The organism is Streptococcus porcorum, assembly GCF_053203725.1.
The window spans coordinates 1-14305 of record NZ_JBRUDG010000014.1; the positions used below are offsets into that span (position 1 = coordinate 1).

26 protein-coding genes are annotated in these 14305 nt (G+C 38.2%); all 26 read right to left on the reverse strand.

From position 1 onward, the window contains the following. Nucleotides 1–378: 378 nt before the first annotated feature. The 26 genes from ACVRWY_RS05070 to rplB all read right to left on the reverse strand — a co-directional run bounded on the left by ACVRWY_RS05070 (nt 379) and on the right by rplB (nt 14301). Nucleotides 379–1659, reverse strand: coding sequence for a glutamate-cysteine ligase family protein (locus ACVRWY_RS05070; RefSeq protein WP_354368663.1), 1281 nt, complete (start codon nt 1657–1659; stop codon nt 379–381). A gap of 194 nt (nt 1660–1853) precedes the next feature. Continuing rightward, on the reverse strand, nt 1854–2240 hold the full coding sequence (gene rplQ, locus ACVRWY_RS05075; protein ID WP_354368661.1) for a 50S ribosomal protein L17: 387 nt from the start codon (nt 2238–2240) through the stop codon (nt 1854–1856). Nucleotides 2241–2254: 14 nt separating this feature from the next. Further along, nucleotides 2255–3193 (reverse strand): DNA-directed RNA polymerase subunit alpha, encoded by a 939-nt coding sequence (locus ACVRWY_RS05080; protein WP_354368659.1) that lies wholly within the window; start codon nt 3191–3193, stop codon nt 2255–2257. A 48-nt stretch (nt 3194–3241) separates the two neighbouring features. Next, a complete protein-coding gene (rpsK, locus tag ACVRWY_RS05085; protein ID WP_354368657.1) occupies nt 3242–3625 on the reverse strand; it encodes a 30S ribosomal protein S11 in 384 nt (127 codons plus the stop codon). A gap of 22 nt (nt 3626–3647) precedes the next feature. Further along, nucleotides 3648–4013, reverse strand: a complete 366-nt coding sequence (gene rpsM, locus ACVRWY_RS05090) for a 30S ribosomal protein S13 (protein ID WP_115271221.1) — start codon at nt 4011–4013, stop codon at nt 3648–3650. A 20-nt stretch (nt 4014–4033) separates the two neighbouring features. After that, a complete protein-coding gene (gene rpmJ, locus ACVRWY_RS05095) occupies nt 4034–4150 on the reverse strand; it encodes a 50S ribosomal protein L36 (protein WP_000868345.1) in 117 nt (38 codons plus the stop codon). 25 nt (nt 4151–4175) lie between these two features. Then, nucleotides 4176–4394: a translation initiation factor IF-1 gene (gene infA / locus ACVRWY_RS05100; RefSeq protein ID WP_146567765.1), complete on the reverse strand. Its 219-nt coding sequence runs from the start codon at nt 4392–4394 to the stop codon at nt 4176–4178. A 116-nt stretch (nt 4395–4510) separates the two neighbouring features. Next, entirely contained in the window at nt 4511–5152 is a 642-nt protein-coding gene (locus ACVRWY_RS05105; RefSeq protein WP_354368652.1) for an adenylate kinase, read from the reverse strand. Between the two features lie 95 nt (nt 5153–5247). Then, on the reverse strand, nt 5248–6555 hold the full coding sequence (secY, locus tag ACVRWY_RS05110; RefSeq protein WP_354368650.1) for a preprotein translocase subunit SecY: 1308 nt from the start codon (nt 6553–6555) through the stop codon (nt 5248–5250). Between the two features lie 16 nt (nt 6556–6571). Beyond that, nucleotides 6572–7012 (reverse strand): 50S ribosomal protein L15, encoded by a 441-nt coding sequence (rplO, locus tag ACVRWY_RS05115; protein ID WP_354368648.1) that lies wholly within the window; start codon nt 7010–7012, stop codon nt 6572–6574. A 128-nt stretch (nt 7013–7140) separates the two neighbouring features. Then, the gene (rpmD, locus tag ACVRWY_RS05120) at nt 7141–7323 is read right to left on the reverse strand and encodes a 50S ribosomal protein L30 (RefSeq protein WP_354368646.1); all 183 of its coding nucleotides are present in this window, start codon (nt 7321–7323) and stop codon (nt 7141–7143) included. 14 nt (nt 7324–7337) lie between these two features. Next, nucleotides 7338–7832 carry a 30S ribosomal protein S5 gene (gene rpsE, locus ACVRWY_RS05125; protein ID WP_354368644.1) on the reverse strand — a complete coding sequence of 165 codons (495 nt, stop codon included), beginning with the start codon at nt 7830–7832 and terminating at the stop codon, nt 7338–7340. Nucleotides 7833–7850: 18 nt separating this feature from the next. Further along, entirely contained in the window at nt 7851–8207 is a 357-nt protein-coding gene (rplR, locus tag ACVRWY_RS05130) for a 50S ribosomal protein L18 (protein WP_302189095.1), read from the reverse strand. A 103-nt stretch (nt 8208–8310) separates the two neighbouring features. Then, nucleotides 8311–8847, reverse strand: coding sequence for a 50S ribosomal protein L6 (gene rplF / locus ACVRWY_RS05135; RefSeq protein WP_354368641.1), 537 nt, complete (start codon nt 8845–8847; stop codon nt 8311–8313). Nucleotides 8848–8975: 128 nt separating this feature from the next. Then, nucleotides 8976–9374, reverse strand: a complete 399-nt coding sequence (gene rpsH / locus ACVRWY_RS05140) for a 30S ribosomal protein S8 (RefSeq protein ID WP_354368639.1) — start codon at nt 9372–9374, stop codon at nt 8976–8978. A 234-nt stretch (nt 9375–9608) separates the two neighbouring features. Further along, the gene (locus tag ACVRWY_RS05145) at nt 9609–9794 is read right to left on the reverse strand and encodes a type Z 30S ribosomal protein S14 (RefSeq protein ID WP_001085697.1); all 186 of its coding nucleotides are present in this window, start codon (nt 9792–9794) and stop codon (nt 9609–9611) included. Nucleotides 9795–9811: 17 nt separating this feature from the next. Next, nucleotides 9812–10354, reverse strand: a complete 543-nt coding sequence (rplE, locus tag ACVRWY_RS05150) for a 50S ribosomal protein L5 (RefSeq protein ID WP_354368637.1) — start codon at nt 10352–10354, stop codon at nt 9812–9814. 23 nt (nt 10355–10377) lie between these two features. Next, nucleotides 10378–10683, reverse strand: a complete 306-nt coding sequence (gene rplX, locus ACVRWY_RS05155; protein ID WP_354368635.1) for a 50S ribosomal protein L24 — start codon at nt 10681–10683, stop codon at nt 10378–10380. Nucleotides 10684–10758: 75 nt separating this feature from the next. After that, the gene (rplN, locus tag ACVRWY_RS05160) at nt 10759–11127 is read right to left on the reverse strand and encodes a 50S ribosomal protein L14 (protein WP_354368633.1); all 369 of its coding nucleotides are present in this window, start codon (nt 11125–11127) and stop codon (nt 10759–10761) included. Between the two features lie 24 nt (nt 11128–11151). Then, nucleotides 11152–11412, reverse strand: coding sequence for a 30S ribosomal protein S17 (gene rpsQ / locus ACVRWY_RS05165; RefSeq protein WP_427896334.1), 261 nt, complete (start codon nt 11410–11412; stop codon nt 11152–11154). A 27-nt stretch (nt 11413–11439) separates the two neighbouring features. Then, entirely contained in the window at nt 11440–11646 is a 207-nt protein-coding gene (rpmC, locus tag ACVRWY_RS05170) for a 50S ribosomal protein L29 (protein WP_003046054.1), read from the reverse strand. A gap of 9 nt (nt 11647–11655) precedes the next feature. Continuing rightward, nucleotides 11656–12069, reverse strand: coding sequence for a 50S ribosomal protein L16 (gene rplP, locus ACVRWY_RS05175; protein ID WP_354368630.1), 414 nt, complete (start codon nt 12067–12069; stop codon nt 11656–11658). A gap of 3 nt (nt 12070–12072) precedes the next feature. Then, complete coding sequence (gene rpsC, locus ACVRWY_RS05180) at nt 12073–12726, reverse strand: 30S ribosomal protein S3 (RefSeq protein WP_354368628.1); 654 nt, start codon at nt 12724–12726, stop codon at nt 12073–12075. A 12-nt stretch (nt 12727–12738) separates the two neighbouring features. After that, nucleotides 12739–13083: a 50S ribosomal protein L22 gene (gene rplV, locus ACVRWY_RS05185; protein WP_354368626.1), complete on the reverse strand. Its 345-nt coding sequence runs from the start codon at nt 13081–13083 to the stop codon at nt 12739–12741. Between the two features lie 15 nt (nt 13084–13098). Continuing rightward, nucleotides 13099–13377 carry a 30S ribosomal protein S19 gene (rpsS, locus tag ACVRWY_RS05190; protein ID WP_354368624.1) on the reverse strand — a complete coding sequence of 93 codons (279 nt, stop codon included), beginning with the start codon at nt 13375–13377 and terminating at the stop codon, nt 13099–13101. 90 nt (nt 13378–13467) lie between these two features. Continuing rightward, on the reverse strand, nt 13468–14301 hold the full coding sequence (gene rplB / locus ACVRWY_RS05195; protein ID WP_354368622.1) for a 50S ribosomal protein L2: 834 nt from the start codon (nt 14299–14301) through the stop codon (nt 13468–13470). Between the last annotated feature and the right edge of the window lie 4 nt (nt 14302–14305).

Consider the following 14305-nt stretch of genomic DNA (forward strand, 5'->3'; position numbering starts at 1 on the left):
GATCAAACTCTCATTAAAAAAGTTTGAGCTCACGCTCTTCTTGTCATCGCTGACTTATTGTTTCTTGACAGGTTACTTTCGTAACCCTGCACGTTTGGTTCGTCTTGTTCAGTTTTCAAAGGTCTTTGTCGCTCTCTCGCGACAACTATATTAGTATAGCATGATAATTGATGGATTGTCAACACTTTTTTTCATTTTTTTATACCTCTATTGAATTTAGGAAAAGAAGACGACAACAACTTAGGGGCATTTGATTTAAACATCAAAAAAGAGAAGACCGTCGGGTCTCCCCTTTCTTAATATTTTATCTGCCATGGCTAACAAAGATTCCCTATTTTAGAAATAGAGATAAAAACTGATACCTACTTCATATTTGAATCAACTTAATTTTTCGTACAGTGGAGTAAGATAGTTTTCTTCCTCCCGTTTACGACGACTTAAACCTTCATAAGCACAATCTAGCAAAATTCTAGCAAAATCATTCACTAATTGTTCATCCTCATCTGAAATATCTATACTAGAAAACTTTTTACGTAAAAATTTATAATCACGGCCTAACACATCATAAAATCTATTAGATTTGATAATATTTTCAAATGCATCTAAATTAGTCAATAAACCTAAATGAAATGCTGCCACAGAAAATGTCTCTGAGAATTTTTGTGCGCAAACACTCCTAAACTCTATCGTTCCTCTCGTCGTCAAATCCTGATACTGGTAACTTCTATGATGCTCTAAATCATTTATTATAGGAAAAATAACCTGTGTTTCCCCTTGTAAGTTATACGCTGTTATTGAAGCAAATGACATATAGTCCTTTACCTTTATTGGAGGAAAATAATAAATTTCTCCTTTCCTTTGAACAGTAAAAAGAGCACTATTTGATAAATAATCAAAAAAATCTTCCTCAGATTGAAATTCTCTTGAATTTACCCCAACATTTTCTTCAAACAAGCCATGCATTGATTTTTCCCAAAATACATCTCGTGAAATAGAGGTATTCCAACTTGAGTCTTTAAAGCGAGAATTCGCAAACAAATAAGCTTTGACAGGTTCAATCGCATTAAATAAATTGATGACTTTGATATAGTTACTTCTTGATACATCTAATTGTACTTGATTCCCACAAATAAAAGCACCATATTGAGGATAGTGATGACATTGTTTGAATCCCTCTTTTTCTGATAAGGCAAGATAAGACATTAGCATTCTGTAACGGTCAGTTTTTACAGGACTGTTGTCATTTTTATCCCAATTAGGATTTACACCTATTCCTACAATCTCATGATCATAGCGATCAAGATATGACTGAATAACGGATAAATATCGTTGAAACCTCATATCAACTTCTTGAATATGTTCAACTTTTCCAAAAGCAATTTCAATTGTTGTATAGGACACTTCAAATAATATCCTATCCTCATTTACTTTTGAAAATAATTGAATAGGAAAATTATCATCATCATATTTTTCTATCTCAAAACCTAAATCACTGATCAAATGGACGAATAAAGACTTGCAAACCTCAATATTAGTAGCTTCTTGTTTCTTACTTACAATGGGAAATTCTAATTCAACACCAATAAATAAGGTGGGATCTTCCTTCAGAGAGTTTAAGTAACGTTCCTTTAAAAATTCTACTGCATATTTTTTTTCCATAAGTCATTATAGCAAATTTTATAAGAAATTAAAAACGCCTGCTTACGAAAAGATTCAAAACTTAAACCATTTCGTAAACAAGCGTTACTATTAACAATATGATGAGTGTTACCGCTGAGAATATCTCAGCGGCAGACCAGAGCTAGACTAAGGGTTTAAACCCCATCATCATAACACTCAACAAAATTGATGAATTAAACCAACTCGATGATTGCCATTGGGGCTGCATCACCACGACGTGGTTCAGTTTTTAGGATACGAGTGTATCCACCGTTACGTTCTGCATAACGAGGTGCGATTTCTGAGAAAAGTTTTTGAAGCGCAGTAGTTGATGTGTACTTATCTGTTGCTTCGTCGTAGTTCTCAGATGCAATTTCGTTACGAACAAATGCTGCTGCTTGACGACGTGCATGAAAATCACCACGTTTACCAAGAGTAATCATTTTTTCAACTGTTTTGCGGATTTCTTTTGCACGAGCTTCAGTTGTTACGATTGATTCATTGATCAAAAGATCAGTAGTCAAATCACGAAGCATTGCTTTACGTTGTGAGCTAGTGCGTCCTAGTTTACGGTAAGCCATTTTGTCCTCCTATATTATTTATCGTTTTTAAGCCCTAAACCAAGGTCTGATAGTTTTACTTTAACTTCTTCTAGACTCTTACGGCCAAGGTTTCTTACTTTCATCATTTCAGGCTCTGTTTTCTCTGTTAAATCAAGCACTGTATTGATACCTGCTCGTTTTAAACAGTTATATGAGCGTACAGACAAATCAAGTTCCTCAATGATGCGATCCAACACTTTATCATCTGACACTTTTTCTGTTTCTTTCATAACATCCGTTACCATGGCAACTTCTGTTAAATCAGTAAATAGATTTAAGTGTTCAATCAAGACACGTGCTGATAAGCCTAGCGCATCCTCAGGAATGATTGTTCCATTTGTCATGATTTCAATCGTTAATTTATCAAAACCATCATTGCTACCTACACGAGCAGGTTCAACTTGATAATTAACTTTCTTAACTGGCGTATAGATTGAATCTACTGCCAATGTCCCTACTGGTGCATCATCTTTTTTATTTTCTTCGGCAGGAATATAACCGCGATTTTTATTTACTGTCAATTGCATTTGGACACTGTGGCCTTCAGCAATTGTAAAAAGATAATGATCAGGGTTAACAATTTCGATATCACTATCTGTCAAGATATCTCCAGCAGTTACTGCTGTCGGTCCTTGAACATCCAGTTCAATAATCTTTTCGTCTTCGACGTAAGATTTTACAGCAAGCCCTTTCACATTAAGGATAATTTGCATCACATCTTCGCGGACACCTGGTACAGTATCAAATTCGTGGAGTACTCCATCAATTTTAATTGATGTTACAGCCGCACCTGGAAGGGAGGACAATAGTACACGACGAAGTGAATTACCTAAAGTCGTACCGTACCCACGCTCAAGAGGTTCGATTACAAACTTGCCATAATCTTTATTTTCATCAATTTTTGTTATTATTGGTTTTTCAAACTCAATCATTTATATACTCCCTCTTAAACGAAAAGTTGTGTAATCTATTATTACTGATTATACACGACGACGTTTTGGAGGACGAGCACCATTATGTGGTACAGGAGTCACATCACGGATTGCCGTTACTTCAAGACCAGCAGCAGCAAGAGCACGAATAGCTGACTCACGACCTGAACCAGGACCTTTTACAGTTACTTCAACTGTTTTAAGACCATGTTCTTGTGCAGATTTAGCAGCAGCCTCTGATGCCATTTGTGCTGCAAATGGTGTAGATTTTTTAGAACCTTTAAAACCAAGAGCACCTGCAGATGACCAAGCAAGAGCGTTACCATGCACATCAGTAATCATAACAATAGTGTTATTAAAAGTTGCGTGAATATGAGCAATACCAGATTCGATATTCTTTTTCACACGACGTTTACGTGTTGGTTTAGCCAATTTTTTTACCTCCTTATTTTAATTATTTTTTCTTACCTGCAATCGCAACAGCTTTACCTTTACGAGTGCGAGCATTGTTTTTAGTATTTTGTCCACGGACAGGAAGTCCACGACGATGACGGATTCCACGATATGAACCGATTTCCATCAAACGTTTAATGTTTAAGTTAACCTCACGACGAAGATCACCTTCAACTTTGATTGCATCTACTTCACGACGGATAGCATCTTCTTGATCAGATGTTAAATCTTTAACACGGATATCTTCTGAAACGCCTGCAGCTGCTAAGATTTTTTTAGATGTTGCAAGTCCGATACCGTACACATAAGTCAATGAAATTACTACGCGTTTATCATTTGGAATATCAACTCCAGCAATACGTGCCATTTTTTCTCCTTTCTACTCTCTTATCCTTGACGTTGTTTGTGTTTTGGATTTGTTGGACAAATAACCATAACACGACCGTTACGACGAATAACTTTGCAGTATTCGCAAATTGGTTTAACCGATGGTCTTACCTTCATGTTTTAATCCCTCCAATTATTTCGATTATTTAAAGCGGTATGTGATGCGTCCACGTGTCAAATCATACGGACTCAACTCAACTGTAACGCGGTCACCTACCAAAATACGAATGTAATTTTTGCGGATTTTTCCTGATACGGTTGCTAGAATCTGATGCCCATTTTCTAATTCAACAGTAAACATGGCATTAGGCATGGTTTCCACAACCTTACCTTCAATTTCAATCACATCTTCTTTTGCCACGCAAAAGTACCCCCTAAATTTCGATTTGATTTCCTCTGGTGACAGAGGTAACAATTATAAGTCAGACTAAACTAGTATATCATGAGTTTTGTCTTTATGCAAGCAGGAACTCGCTATTATTTTAAACCAGATATAGCTTTTTCAATGTCTGAGAAAACAGCAGTAATTTCTTGGTCTCCCTCAATATCATGCACTAAACCTTTAGCACGATAATGTTCAATAATGGGTTGCCCTTGAGCAATATTAACCTCTAAACGACGTTTTACAGATTCTGGTTTATCGTCTTCACGTTGATAAAAATCAGCTTCATTGTAACCTTCTGCTGGTGGATTAAATACTTTATGGAAAGTTTCTCCTGTCTCACGATGGATGATTCGTCCGCTTAAGCGCTCCACTAATTTACTTGAGTCAATATCGATATTAATAACACCTTGTAAATTAATACCTAACTTAGCTAGGGTTTCATCTAAGGCATGTGCTTGTTCAATAGTACGTGGATAGCCATCTAAAAGGAAGCCTTTTTCTTTGATATCAGCTTGCTCTAAGCGCTCTCTAACAATACCATTTGTTACTTCATCAGGAACTAGATCCCCTTTATCGATAAAACCTTTAGCCAAAATGCCCATTTCAGTCTGATTCGCCATTGCTGCACGGAACATATCCCCAGTTGAAATGTGAATCACACCAAATTCTTCAACGATTTTTGCTGCTTGAGTTCCTTTACCTGCTCCTGGTAAACCCATGATTAAAAGATTCATGTTGTCTCTCCTTATTTTGTTTTTAAATAAATTTATCAACGATCGATAAATTTATTTAAAAACAAAATAGAAGGTTGACAAGGTCAACCTATATTCTATTCTGTTACATTCATAAATCCAACATACTTTCTCTTAAGAAGATACCCTTCCAATTGTTTCATACCCTCAATACCTGTTGAAATCAAGATTAATAAACTTGTTCCTCCTAATCCAAGAATTGAAGGCAAATCAAACATATATTGAGCGATAATTGGAACTAGGGCAATAAAGGCCAGGAATAGTGACCCGATAGTTGCTAATTTCTTCAATAAAGAGGATAAGAATTTTTCTGTTTCTTGTCCTGGACGAACACTGTGAATATAAGAGCCATTTTTTTGTAAGTTCTCTGCAGTCTTTTCAGGATTAACCTGTACAAATGTATAAAAGAACGAGAATAACACAATCAAAGCTGCATAAACAAGCATTCCACTAATCGTTTGATAGGAGAAAAAGTTTTGCAAACTATCTAACCACGGGATATCTTTGTTTCCGTTTCTAAAAAACTGCAAAATTGAAATAGGGGCAGTTGTTATAGAACTGGCAAAAATAACTGGAATAACCCCTGCAGGGTTTACTTTAAGAGGTAAGTACGAACTCGTTGGAGCTCCTTGAACTAATTTAGTATATTGAATTGGAATTTTATATTCTGCTTGTTGAACAAATGTTGTAAAGAAAATGATCAGCAGAATAGAGAGAATTAAAATCCCGACAAAAATATAGGAGTTATTTAATTCACTTGGGCGAATATTCACAAATTTATCTTGATATATTTGTGAAATCATACTTGGAATTGATGAGATTATCCCCGAGAAGATAATCATTGATACACCATTTCCAAACCCTTTATCTGTAATCTGTTCTCCCAACCAAGTGACAATAACACTTCCTGTTGTTAATATCGAACCAATCAACAGATAAGTTCTTATATTAGGAGTTGAAACAAGTGATGTACTAGATAAGGCATTAAACCCTGCTGTAATAGTAATAGATTGAATCATTGCTAATACTAGAGAAATATATCTCGTCGCTTGGTTTAATTTTCGTCTCCCAACTTCACCCTGTTTGCTCCACTCAACAAACTTAGGTAAAATGTCCATTTGCAATAACTGTACAATGATAGAAGCTGTAATATATGGACTCACTCCCATTGAAAAAACAGAAAAGTTGCTCATGGCATTTCCACTAACTAAGTTCAACATATTCAAGAAAGGTAGATCACTCAATTGTTCCAAGCTTTTAGCATTGATGCCAGGTACTGTAATATGTGTACCTAATCGAAATACAAAAATGATAAAAATAGTAAATAGAATCTTAGATCTCACATTTTTTATCTTTAATGCATCTTTTAGTAATTTAAAGAACATAATGAGTTACTCCTCATTAGATAGTTTCTACAGAACCACCTTTTGCAGTAATTGCTGCTTCTGCTGATTTAGAGAATTTAGCTGCTTTAACAGTTAATTTCTTAGTCAATTCACCGTTACCCAAGATTTTTACACCTGATTTTTCAGCTTTAACGATTCCAGCTTCAATAAGTACTGCTGGAGTTACTTCTGCACCATCTTCAAAAACATTTAATTGATCAAGGTTTACAAGTGCATACTCTTTAGCATTGATGTTAGTAAATCCGCGTTTTGGAAGACGACGGAACAATGGTGTTTGACCACCTTCAAAACCTGGACGAACTCCGCCACCTGAACGAGCTTTTTGACCTTTTTGACCGCGACCTGAAGTCTTACCGTTACCTGATGATGTACCACGACCAACGCGGTTGCGAACTTTACGTGAACCTTCTGCAGGTTTTAATTCATGAAGTTTCATTATTCTATTTTCTCCTTATTTGTAAAATGCTAGCGCCTTTGAGCTGGGTAAGGACTCGAACTCAAAAACTCGCCTATACTCAAAATTACTTTTAAGTCGCAAAGAAACTCTTTGCGACTTAAAATTTCTTATTTAACGTCTTCAACAGTTACCAAGTGTGAAATAGCATTAACCATACCAAGAATAGCTGGGTTAGCTTCTTTTACAACTGAACTGTTTAATTTACCAAGTCCAAGAGCAACAACTGTTTTACGTTGTTCTGGTTTGCGTCCGATTGGAGACTTAGTCAAAGTAATTTTAATTTGAGCCATGTTAATCTCCTTTCTTATGCTAAGTCAGAAACTGAGATGCCACGTAAAGCAGCAACTTCTTCTGCACGTTTAAGTTGTTTCAAACCTTCAACAGTTGCACGAACAATATTGATTGGAGTGTTTGAACCAAGTGATTTTGAAGTAATGTCATGTACACCAGCCAATTCGATGACCGCACGAACAGCACCACCAGCTGCAACTCCAGCTCCTTCCACAGCAGGTTTCAACAATACTTTTGCCCCACCAAATTCTGAACGAACTTCATGAGGAATTGTTGTACCAACCATAGGAACTTCAATCATGTTCTTCTTAGCAGCTTCAACTGCTTTACGAATAGCTTCAGGTACTTCTTGAGCTTTACCAGTACCGAAACCAACGCGACCGTTACGATCTCCAACAACCACTAAAGCTGCAAAACGAAGACGACGTCCACCTTTGACAACTTTAGTAACACGGTTGATGGCAACAACGCGTTCTTCAATTTCAACTGCATTATCTTTAAATGCCATTTTTCAGTGTCCTCCCTATTAGAATTTCAATCCGTTTTCACGAGCTGAGTCAGCCAAAGCTTTAACACGTCCGTGATAGAGATATCCACCGCGGTCAAACACCACTTCAGAAATACCTTTAGCTACTGCGCGTTCAGCAACAAGTTTACCAACAACAACGGCTTGTTCTGTTTTAGTTCCTTTTGAAACTTCTTTGTCAAGAGTTGAAGCACTTGCGAGCGTTACACCCGCTACGTCATCAATCACTTGAGCGTAGATGCCTGTATTAGAACGGAAAATGTTCAAACGTGGGCGATCAGCAGTTCCAGAGAGTTTACCGCGAACGCGACGGTGGCGTTTTTGGCGGATTTTATTTTTATCTGGTTTCGAAATCACAATTTTCACCTCTTAAAATTTAATCAATTGTCTCAATGACAAGTTGTAAATTTTAGTTGAGTGAGTGAAGATGGGGAGTACCCAATCTTCCACCATACAACTATTATTTACCTGTTTTACCTTCTTTACGGCGAACAAATTCACCAACATAACGAATACCTTTACCTTTGTATGGCTCTGGTGAACGAAGGCTACGGATATAAGCTGCTGTTTGACCAACAACTTCTTTGTTGATTCCCTCAACAACGATTGAAGTAGGGTTAGCTACTGTGAAAGTGATACCTTCTGGAGCTTCCACTTCATCTTGGTGAGATTTACCAACTGAAAGTACAAGTTTTGTACCTTGAAGTTGAGCACGGTATCCGACCCCGCGCATCTCAAGTTCTTTTTTGAAACCTTCAGAAACACCAACAACCATGTTATTCAAGTTAGCACGTGATGTTCCGTGGATTGTTTTCATTTCTTTTGAGTCATTTGGACGGTGAAGTGTTACTTCAGTCCCTTCAACTTTGATTTCAATATTTTTATTAAACTCACGAGTGAGTTCGCCTTTAGGTCCTTTTACAGTAACAACGTTGTCATTGTTTGTAATTTCAACACCAGCAGGCAAGTTGATAATTTTATTACCAATACGTGACATAGTAGTTATATTCTCCTGTTAAATTGTCAGGCCACAATTTTGTGACGAGTTTTCACGGGAACTCATAAATAGATAGAACTTTCGCTCTGTCAATTATAAGTCAGATGTAATAGCAGTCTCTTACGAGATTACCATACGTAAGCCAATACTTCTCCACCAACGTTCTTTTGACGTGCTTCTTTATCTGTCAAAAGACCTTCTGATGTTGAAACGATTGCGATTCCAAGTCCGTTAAGAACTTTTGGCATATCTTCACGTTTTGTATAAACACGAAGACCTGGTTTTGAAACACGTTTCAAGTTTGTGATAACACGCTCACCGTTTTGACCATATTTAAGGAAAACACGGATGATGCCTTGTTTGTCATCTTCGATAACTTCAACGTTTTTTACAAACCCTTCGCGTTTAAGGATTTCAGCGATGCCTTTTTTAATGTTTGATGCAGGTACTTCAAGCACTTCGTGTTTTGCTTGGTTAGCGTTACGAATACGCGTCAAAAAGTCTGCAATTGGGTCAGTCATAACCATTTTATAGTTTCTCCTCTTACTAGTAGTTTGCAAGGTGCACTTGCTAGTTAATTCATGATACAAAGGGTGCTAAAAGCTAACGAGAACTCAATAAGCATGCTTTGTATCGGGTTTATTTATAAAATCGAGTTCGAGCTACAACTTTAGCAAAGAAGATAGATTTTCCTAGAAGTGACCTTCGTCGTCAAACCTCCTATCTTTGCATTGGTTGCTTAATGCTCTCACATCTTATTTTTACCAAGATGCTTTAGTTACACCTGGGATTTGACCTTTGTATGCTAATTCACGGAAGCAAACACGGCAAAGTTTAAATTTGCGGTAAACTGAATGTGGACGGCCACATTTTTCGCAACGAGTGTAAGCTTGCGTAGAGAACTTCGCTGGGCGTTTGTTCTTAGCAATCATAGATTTTTTAGCCATTAAATTTACCTCCTATTTTATTTTGCAAAAGGCATACCAAGGCCTTTAAGCAATTCGCGACCTTCTTCGTCAGTGTTCGCAGTTGTAACGATAACGATATCCATACCGCGTACTTTATCAACATCATCAAAGTTGATTTCAGGGAAGATCAATTGTTCTTTAACACCAAGTGTGTAGTTACCGCGTCCATCAAAAGATTTTGTTGGAACCCCGTGGAAGTCACGAACACGTGGAAGTGAAACTGATACCAATTTATCTAAAAATTCGTACATACGCTCACCACGAAGAGTAACTTTAGCACCGATCGCAACACCTTCACGAAGACGGAAGCCGGCGATTGATTTTTTAGCTTTAGTGATAAGTGGTTTTTGACCTGAGATAAGTGCCAACTCAGCAGCAGCTTTTTCAAGGTTTTTAGCATTTGATACTGCATCACCAACACCCATGTTAAGAACGATTTTCTCAACTTTAGGGACAGCCATAACTGATGAATAGTTAAATTGTTCTGTCAAAGCAGGAACTACTTCATTAAGATATTTTTCTTTTAAGCGATTTGCCATTATACTTCTCCTTTCCTTCGTGATTAATCAAGCACTTCGCCTGATTTTTTGTTGTAGCGAACTTTTTTGCCATCTACAAACTTATAACCCACACGTCCTGCAACACCGTTTTTGTCAAGAACTTGAACGTTTGATGCATGGATTGGTGCTTCTTTTTCCACGATAGCACCTTGAGGGTTTTCGTTATTTGGTTTCTGATGTTTTTTGATGATGTTAACACCTTCAACAATAACTTTGTTTACTTTTGGAAGAGCTGTTACGACAACGGCTTCTTTACCTTTGTCTTTACCAGCGATTACGCGAACTTTATCGCCTTTTTTTACAAACATTGAGTTTATCTCCTTAAAATTTCTTACGCCCTAAAGGGCACCCTAGGATAACCTAGGGGACTAGTTTGTTATAAATTAAAGCACTTCTGGTGCAAGTGAAACGATCTTCATGTAACCACCTTCACGTAATTCACGTGCAACAGGTCCGAAGATACGAGTTCCGCGAGGAGTTTTATCTTCACGGATAATAACAGCTGCATTCTCGTCAAATTTGATGTATGAACCATCTGGGCGACGAGCACCTGATTTAGTGCGGACGATAACGGCTTTCACAACGTCACCTTTTTTAACAGCACCACCAGGAGTAGCTTGTTTTACAGATGCAACGATAACGTCACCGATGTTAGCGAATTTACGACCTGAACCACCAAGAACTTTGATAGTCAAGATTTCGCGTGCGCCACTGTTATCAGCAACTTTCAAACGAGATTCTTGTTGAATCATTCCAATTTTCTCCTTTCAGGTTTATTAGATAATGACAGCTTCTTCAACCACTTCTACAAGACGGAAACGTTTTGTAGCTGAAAGTGGGCGAGTTTCCATGATACGAACGATATCGCCTTCTTTAGCGATGTTTTTCTCATCATGAGCTTTGTATTTTTTAGAGTAGTTAATACGTTTACCATAGACTGGGTGGTTACGTTTAGTTTCAACTACAACAGTGATTGTTTTGTCCATTTTGTCAGATACAACACGTCCAACAAGGGTTTTACGTTGATTACGTTCCATTATTAGAATTTCTCCTTTCCCAATCTATTATTTCATTTCAGATTGCACAGTTTTAACGCGTGCAATTTGTTTTTTAACTTCGTTCAAACGAGCAGTTTGATCAAGTTGACCTGCTGCAGCTTGGAAACGAAGATCAAACAATTCTTTTTTGAGTTCGTTTTCTTTTTTAGCAAGCTCTTCTTGAGACAAGCCACGAAGCTCAGCAACAAACTTTTTGATTTCTTCAAGTTTCATGTCTTCTCCTTACTCTGCGTCGCGTTTTACGAATTTAACTTTTACTGGAAGTTTGTGGCCAGCAAGGCGGAAAGCTTCACGAGCGATTTCTTCTGAAACGCCTGCAACTTCAAACATTACTTTACCACGTTTAACTGGTGCTACCCAACCTTCAGGTGCCCCTTTACCAGATCCCATACGTACACCGATAGCTTTAGCAGTGTATGATTTGTGTGGGAAGATTTTAATCCAAACTTTACCACCACGTTTCATGTAATGCGTCATAGCGATACGGGCAGCTTCAATTTGGCGGTTAGTGATCCATGAGCTAGTTGTAGCTTGAAGACCATATTCACCGAAGTCTACTTGTTTTCCACCTTTAGCTTCACCGCGCATTTTTCCACGGAATTCACGACGGTGTTTAACACGTTTAGGTACTAACATTTGTTATTTACCTCCCTTAGCGTTTTTACGAGCTGGTAGAACTTCACCACGGTAAATCCAAACTTTAACACCTAGTTTACCATAAGTTGTATCAGCTTCTTCCCAAGCATAATCGATATCAGCACGAAGTGTGTGAAGTGGAACTGTACCTTCAGAATATCCTTCTGCACGAGCGATGTCAGCACCGTTCAAACGACCAGATACTTGAGTTTTGATTCCTTTAGCTCCAGCACGCATAGCACGTTGGATAGCTTGTTTTTGAGCACGACGGAAAGCAACACGTTGCTCAAGTTGACGAGCAATTCCTTCACCAACAAGGTGAGCATCAAGATCTGGAGATTTGATTTCAACGATATTGATGTGTACTTGTTTTCCAGTCAATTTGTTGAGTTTAGCACGAAGTGCATCAACGTTTGCACCACCTTTACCGATAACCATACCTGGTTTAGCAGTGTGAAGTGATACGATAACTTTATTTACTGCACGTTCAATTTCGATAGTTGAAACTGAAGCGTCTGCCAATTCTTTTTGGATAAATTTGCGGATTGCAAGATCTTCATGAAGGTAATCCGCGTATTCTTTTTCAGCATACCATTTCGCATCCCAGTCACGGATGATTCCGACACGCATACCAATTGGATGTACTTTTTGACCCACGATTTTACCTCCTTATTTTTCTGACACAACAACTGTGATGTGTGTTGTGCGTTTGTTGATTGGTGAAGCTGAACCTTTGGCACGTGGACGGAAACGTTTCATAGTTGGTCCTTCGTTTGCGAAAGTTTCAGATACTACCAAGTTAGCTTTTTCCAAACCAAAGTTGTTTTCAGCATTTGCGATTGCTGAGTTAAGTGTTTTTTCAATCACACGAGCAGCTTTGTTTGGAGTGAATTTCAAGATTGCGATTGCGTCTGCAACGTTTTTACCACGGATAAGGTCAAGTACAAGACGTGTTTTACGAGGTGAAACACGGACTGTACGAGCCATTGCTTTAGCTGAAGTAATTTCTGCCATTGTGTCCTCCTCCTATTAACGACGTGTCTTCTTATCGTCAGCAGCGTGACCTTTGTAAGTACGAGTTGGTGCAAATTCACCAAGTTTGTGACCTACCATGTCTTCTTGAACGTACACAGGAACGTGTTTACGTCCATCATAAACTGCAATTGTATAACCGATGAAACTTGGGAAAATCGTTGAACGACGTGACCAAGTTTTAATTACTTTTTTCTTTTCGTCATTTGCTTGAGCTTCGATTTTTTTCATCAAATGCTCATCGACGAAAGGTCCTTTTTTAAGACTGCGTCCCATTTTTAAGTTTTCTCCTTTAAATACTGTACCACAGCGGCTTGTGCTGCCTAAGCAGCACTACCGAGCTGGCGGATGTTTAATCTTTTTATCTTATTTTTCGTTACGACGACGAACAATAAGTTTGTCTGATTTAGCTTTTTTGTTACGAGTTTTAAGTCCAAGCGCAGGTTTACCCCATGGAGTAGATGGCGCTTTACGACCAACTGGTGCTTTACCTTCACCACCACCGTGTGGGTGATCGTTAGGGTTCATTACAGAACCACGAACTGTTGGGCGGATACCTCTCCAACGGCTACGTCCTGCTTTACCATAGTTAACAAGTGAGTGTTCACCGTTACCTACAACACCGATAGTTGCACGGCAGCTAGCAAGGATCATACGAACTTCACCTGATTGAAGACGAACAAGAACGTATTTCCCTTCAGCACCAAGTACTTGAGCTGAAGTACCAGCAGCACGAACAAGTTCAGCACCTTTACCAGGTTTCAACTCGATGTTATGGATAACTGTACCAACTGGGATGTTAGCAAGTGGAAGAGCATTACCAACTTTGATATCTGCTTCTGGACCTGAGATGATACGTTGACCAACTTCAAGACCTTTAGGAGCGATGATGTAAGCTTTAACACCGTCAGTGTAGTGTACAAGAGCGATGTTAGCTGAACGGTTTGGATCGTACTCGATAGTTTTAACAACTGCTTCGATACCGTCTTTGTTACGTTTGAAGTCGATCAAACGATAGTGACGTTTGTGACCGCCACCTTGGTGACGAACTGTGATGCGACCGTTGTTGTTACGACCAGCTTTGCTTTTAAGTGAAACAAGCAAAGATTTCTCAGGAGTGCTTGTTGTGATTTCAGCAAAATCCAAAGAAGTCATGTTACGACGGCCATTTGTCGTTGGTTTATAAACTTTAATACCCACGTTA

Excerpts from the sequence above, each read along its gene's own strand:
- ACVRWY_RS05070 (WP_354368663.1), bottom strand. The coding sequence starts at position 1,659 with ATGGAAAAAAAATATGCAGTAGAATTTTTAAAGGAACGTTACTTAAAC.
- rplQ (WP_354368661.1), bottom strand. The coding sequence starts at position 2,240 with ATGGCTTACCGTAAACTAGGACGCACTAGCTCACAACGTAAAGCAATG.
- ACVRWY_RS05080 (WP_354368659.1), bottom strand. The coding sequence starts at position 3,193 with ATGATTGAGTTTGAAAAACCAATAATAACAAAAATTGATGAAAATAAA.
- rpsM (WP_115271221.1), bottom strand. The coding sequence starts at position 4,013 with ATGGCACGTATTGCTGGAGTTGATATTCCAAATGATAAACGCGTAGTA.
- rpmJ (WP_000868345.1), bottom strand. The coding sequence starts at position 4,150 with ATGAAGGTAAGACCATCGGTTAAACCAATTTGCGAATACTGCAAAGTT.
- ACVRWY_RS05105 (WP_354368652.1), bottom strand. The coding sequence starts at position 5,152 with ATGAATCTTTTAATCATGGGTTTACCAGGAGCAGGTAAAGGAACTCAA.
- secY (WP_354368650.1), bottom strand. The coding sequence starts at position 6,555 with ATGTTCTTTAAATTACTAAAAGATGCATTAAAGATAAAAAATGTGAGA.
- rplO (WP_354368648.1), bottom strand. The coding sequence starts at position 7,012 with ATGAAACTTCATGAATTAAAACCTGCAGAAGGTTCACGTAAAGTTCGC.
- rpmD (WP_354368646.1), bottom strand. The coding sequence starts at position 7,323 with ATGGCTCAAATTAAAATTACTTTGACTAAGTCTCCAATCGGACGCAAA.
- rpsE (WP_354368644.1), bottom strand. The coding sequence starts at position 7,832 with ATGGCATTTAAAGATAATGCAGTTGAAATTGAAGAACGCGTTGTTGCC.
- rplF (WP_354368641.1), bottom strand. The coding sequence starts at position 8,847 with ATGTCACGTATTGGTAATAAAATTATCAACTTGCCTGCTGGTGTTGAA.
- rpsH (WP_354368639.1), bottom strand. The coding sequence starts at position 9,374 with ATGGTTATGACTGACCCAATTGCAGACTTTTTGACGCGTATTCGTAAC.
- ACVRWY_RS05145 (WP_001085697.1), bottom strand. The coding sequence starts at position 9,794 with ATGGCTAAAAAATCTATGATTGCTAAGAACAAACGCCCAGCGAAGTTC.
- rplE (WP_354368637.1), bottom strand. The coding sequence starts at position 10,354 with ATGGCAAATCGCTTAAAAGAAAAATATCTTAATGAAGTAGTTCCTGCT.
- rplX (WP_354368635.1), bottom strand. The coding sequence starts at position 10,683 with ATGTTTGTAAAAAAAGGCGATAAAGTTCGCGTAATCGCTGGTAAAGAC.
- rplN (WP_354368633.1), bottom strand. The coding sequence starts at position 11,127 with ATGATTCAACAAGAATCTCGTTTGAAAGTTGCTGATAACAGTGGCGCA.
- rpsQ (WP_427896334.1), bottom strand. The coding sequence starts at position 11,412 with ATGGAACGTAATCAACGTAAAACCCTTGTTGGACGTGTTGTATCTGAC.
- rpmC (WP_003046054.1), bottom strand. The coding sequence starts at position 11,646 with ATGAAACTTGAAGAAATCAAAAAGTTTGTTGCTGAGCTTCGTGGCTTG.
- rplP (WP_354368630.1), bottom strand. The coding sequence starts at position 12,069 with ATGTTAGTACCTAAACGTGTTAAACACCGTCGTGAATTCCGTGGAAAA.
- rplV (WP_354368626.1), bottom strand. The coding sequence starts at position 13,083 with ATGGCAGAAATTACTTCAGCTAAAGCAATGGCTCGTACAGTCCGTGTT.
- rpsS (WP_354368624.1), bottom strand. The coding sequence starts at position 13,377 with ATGGGACGCAGTCTTAAAAAAGGACCTTTCGTCGATGAGCATTTGATG.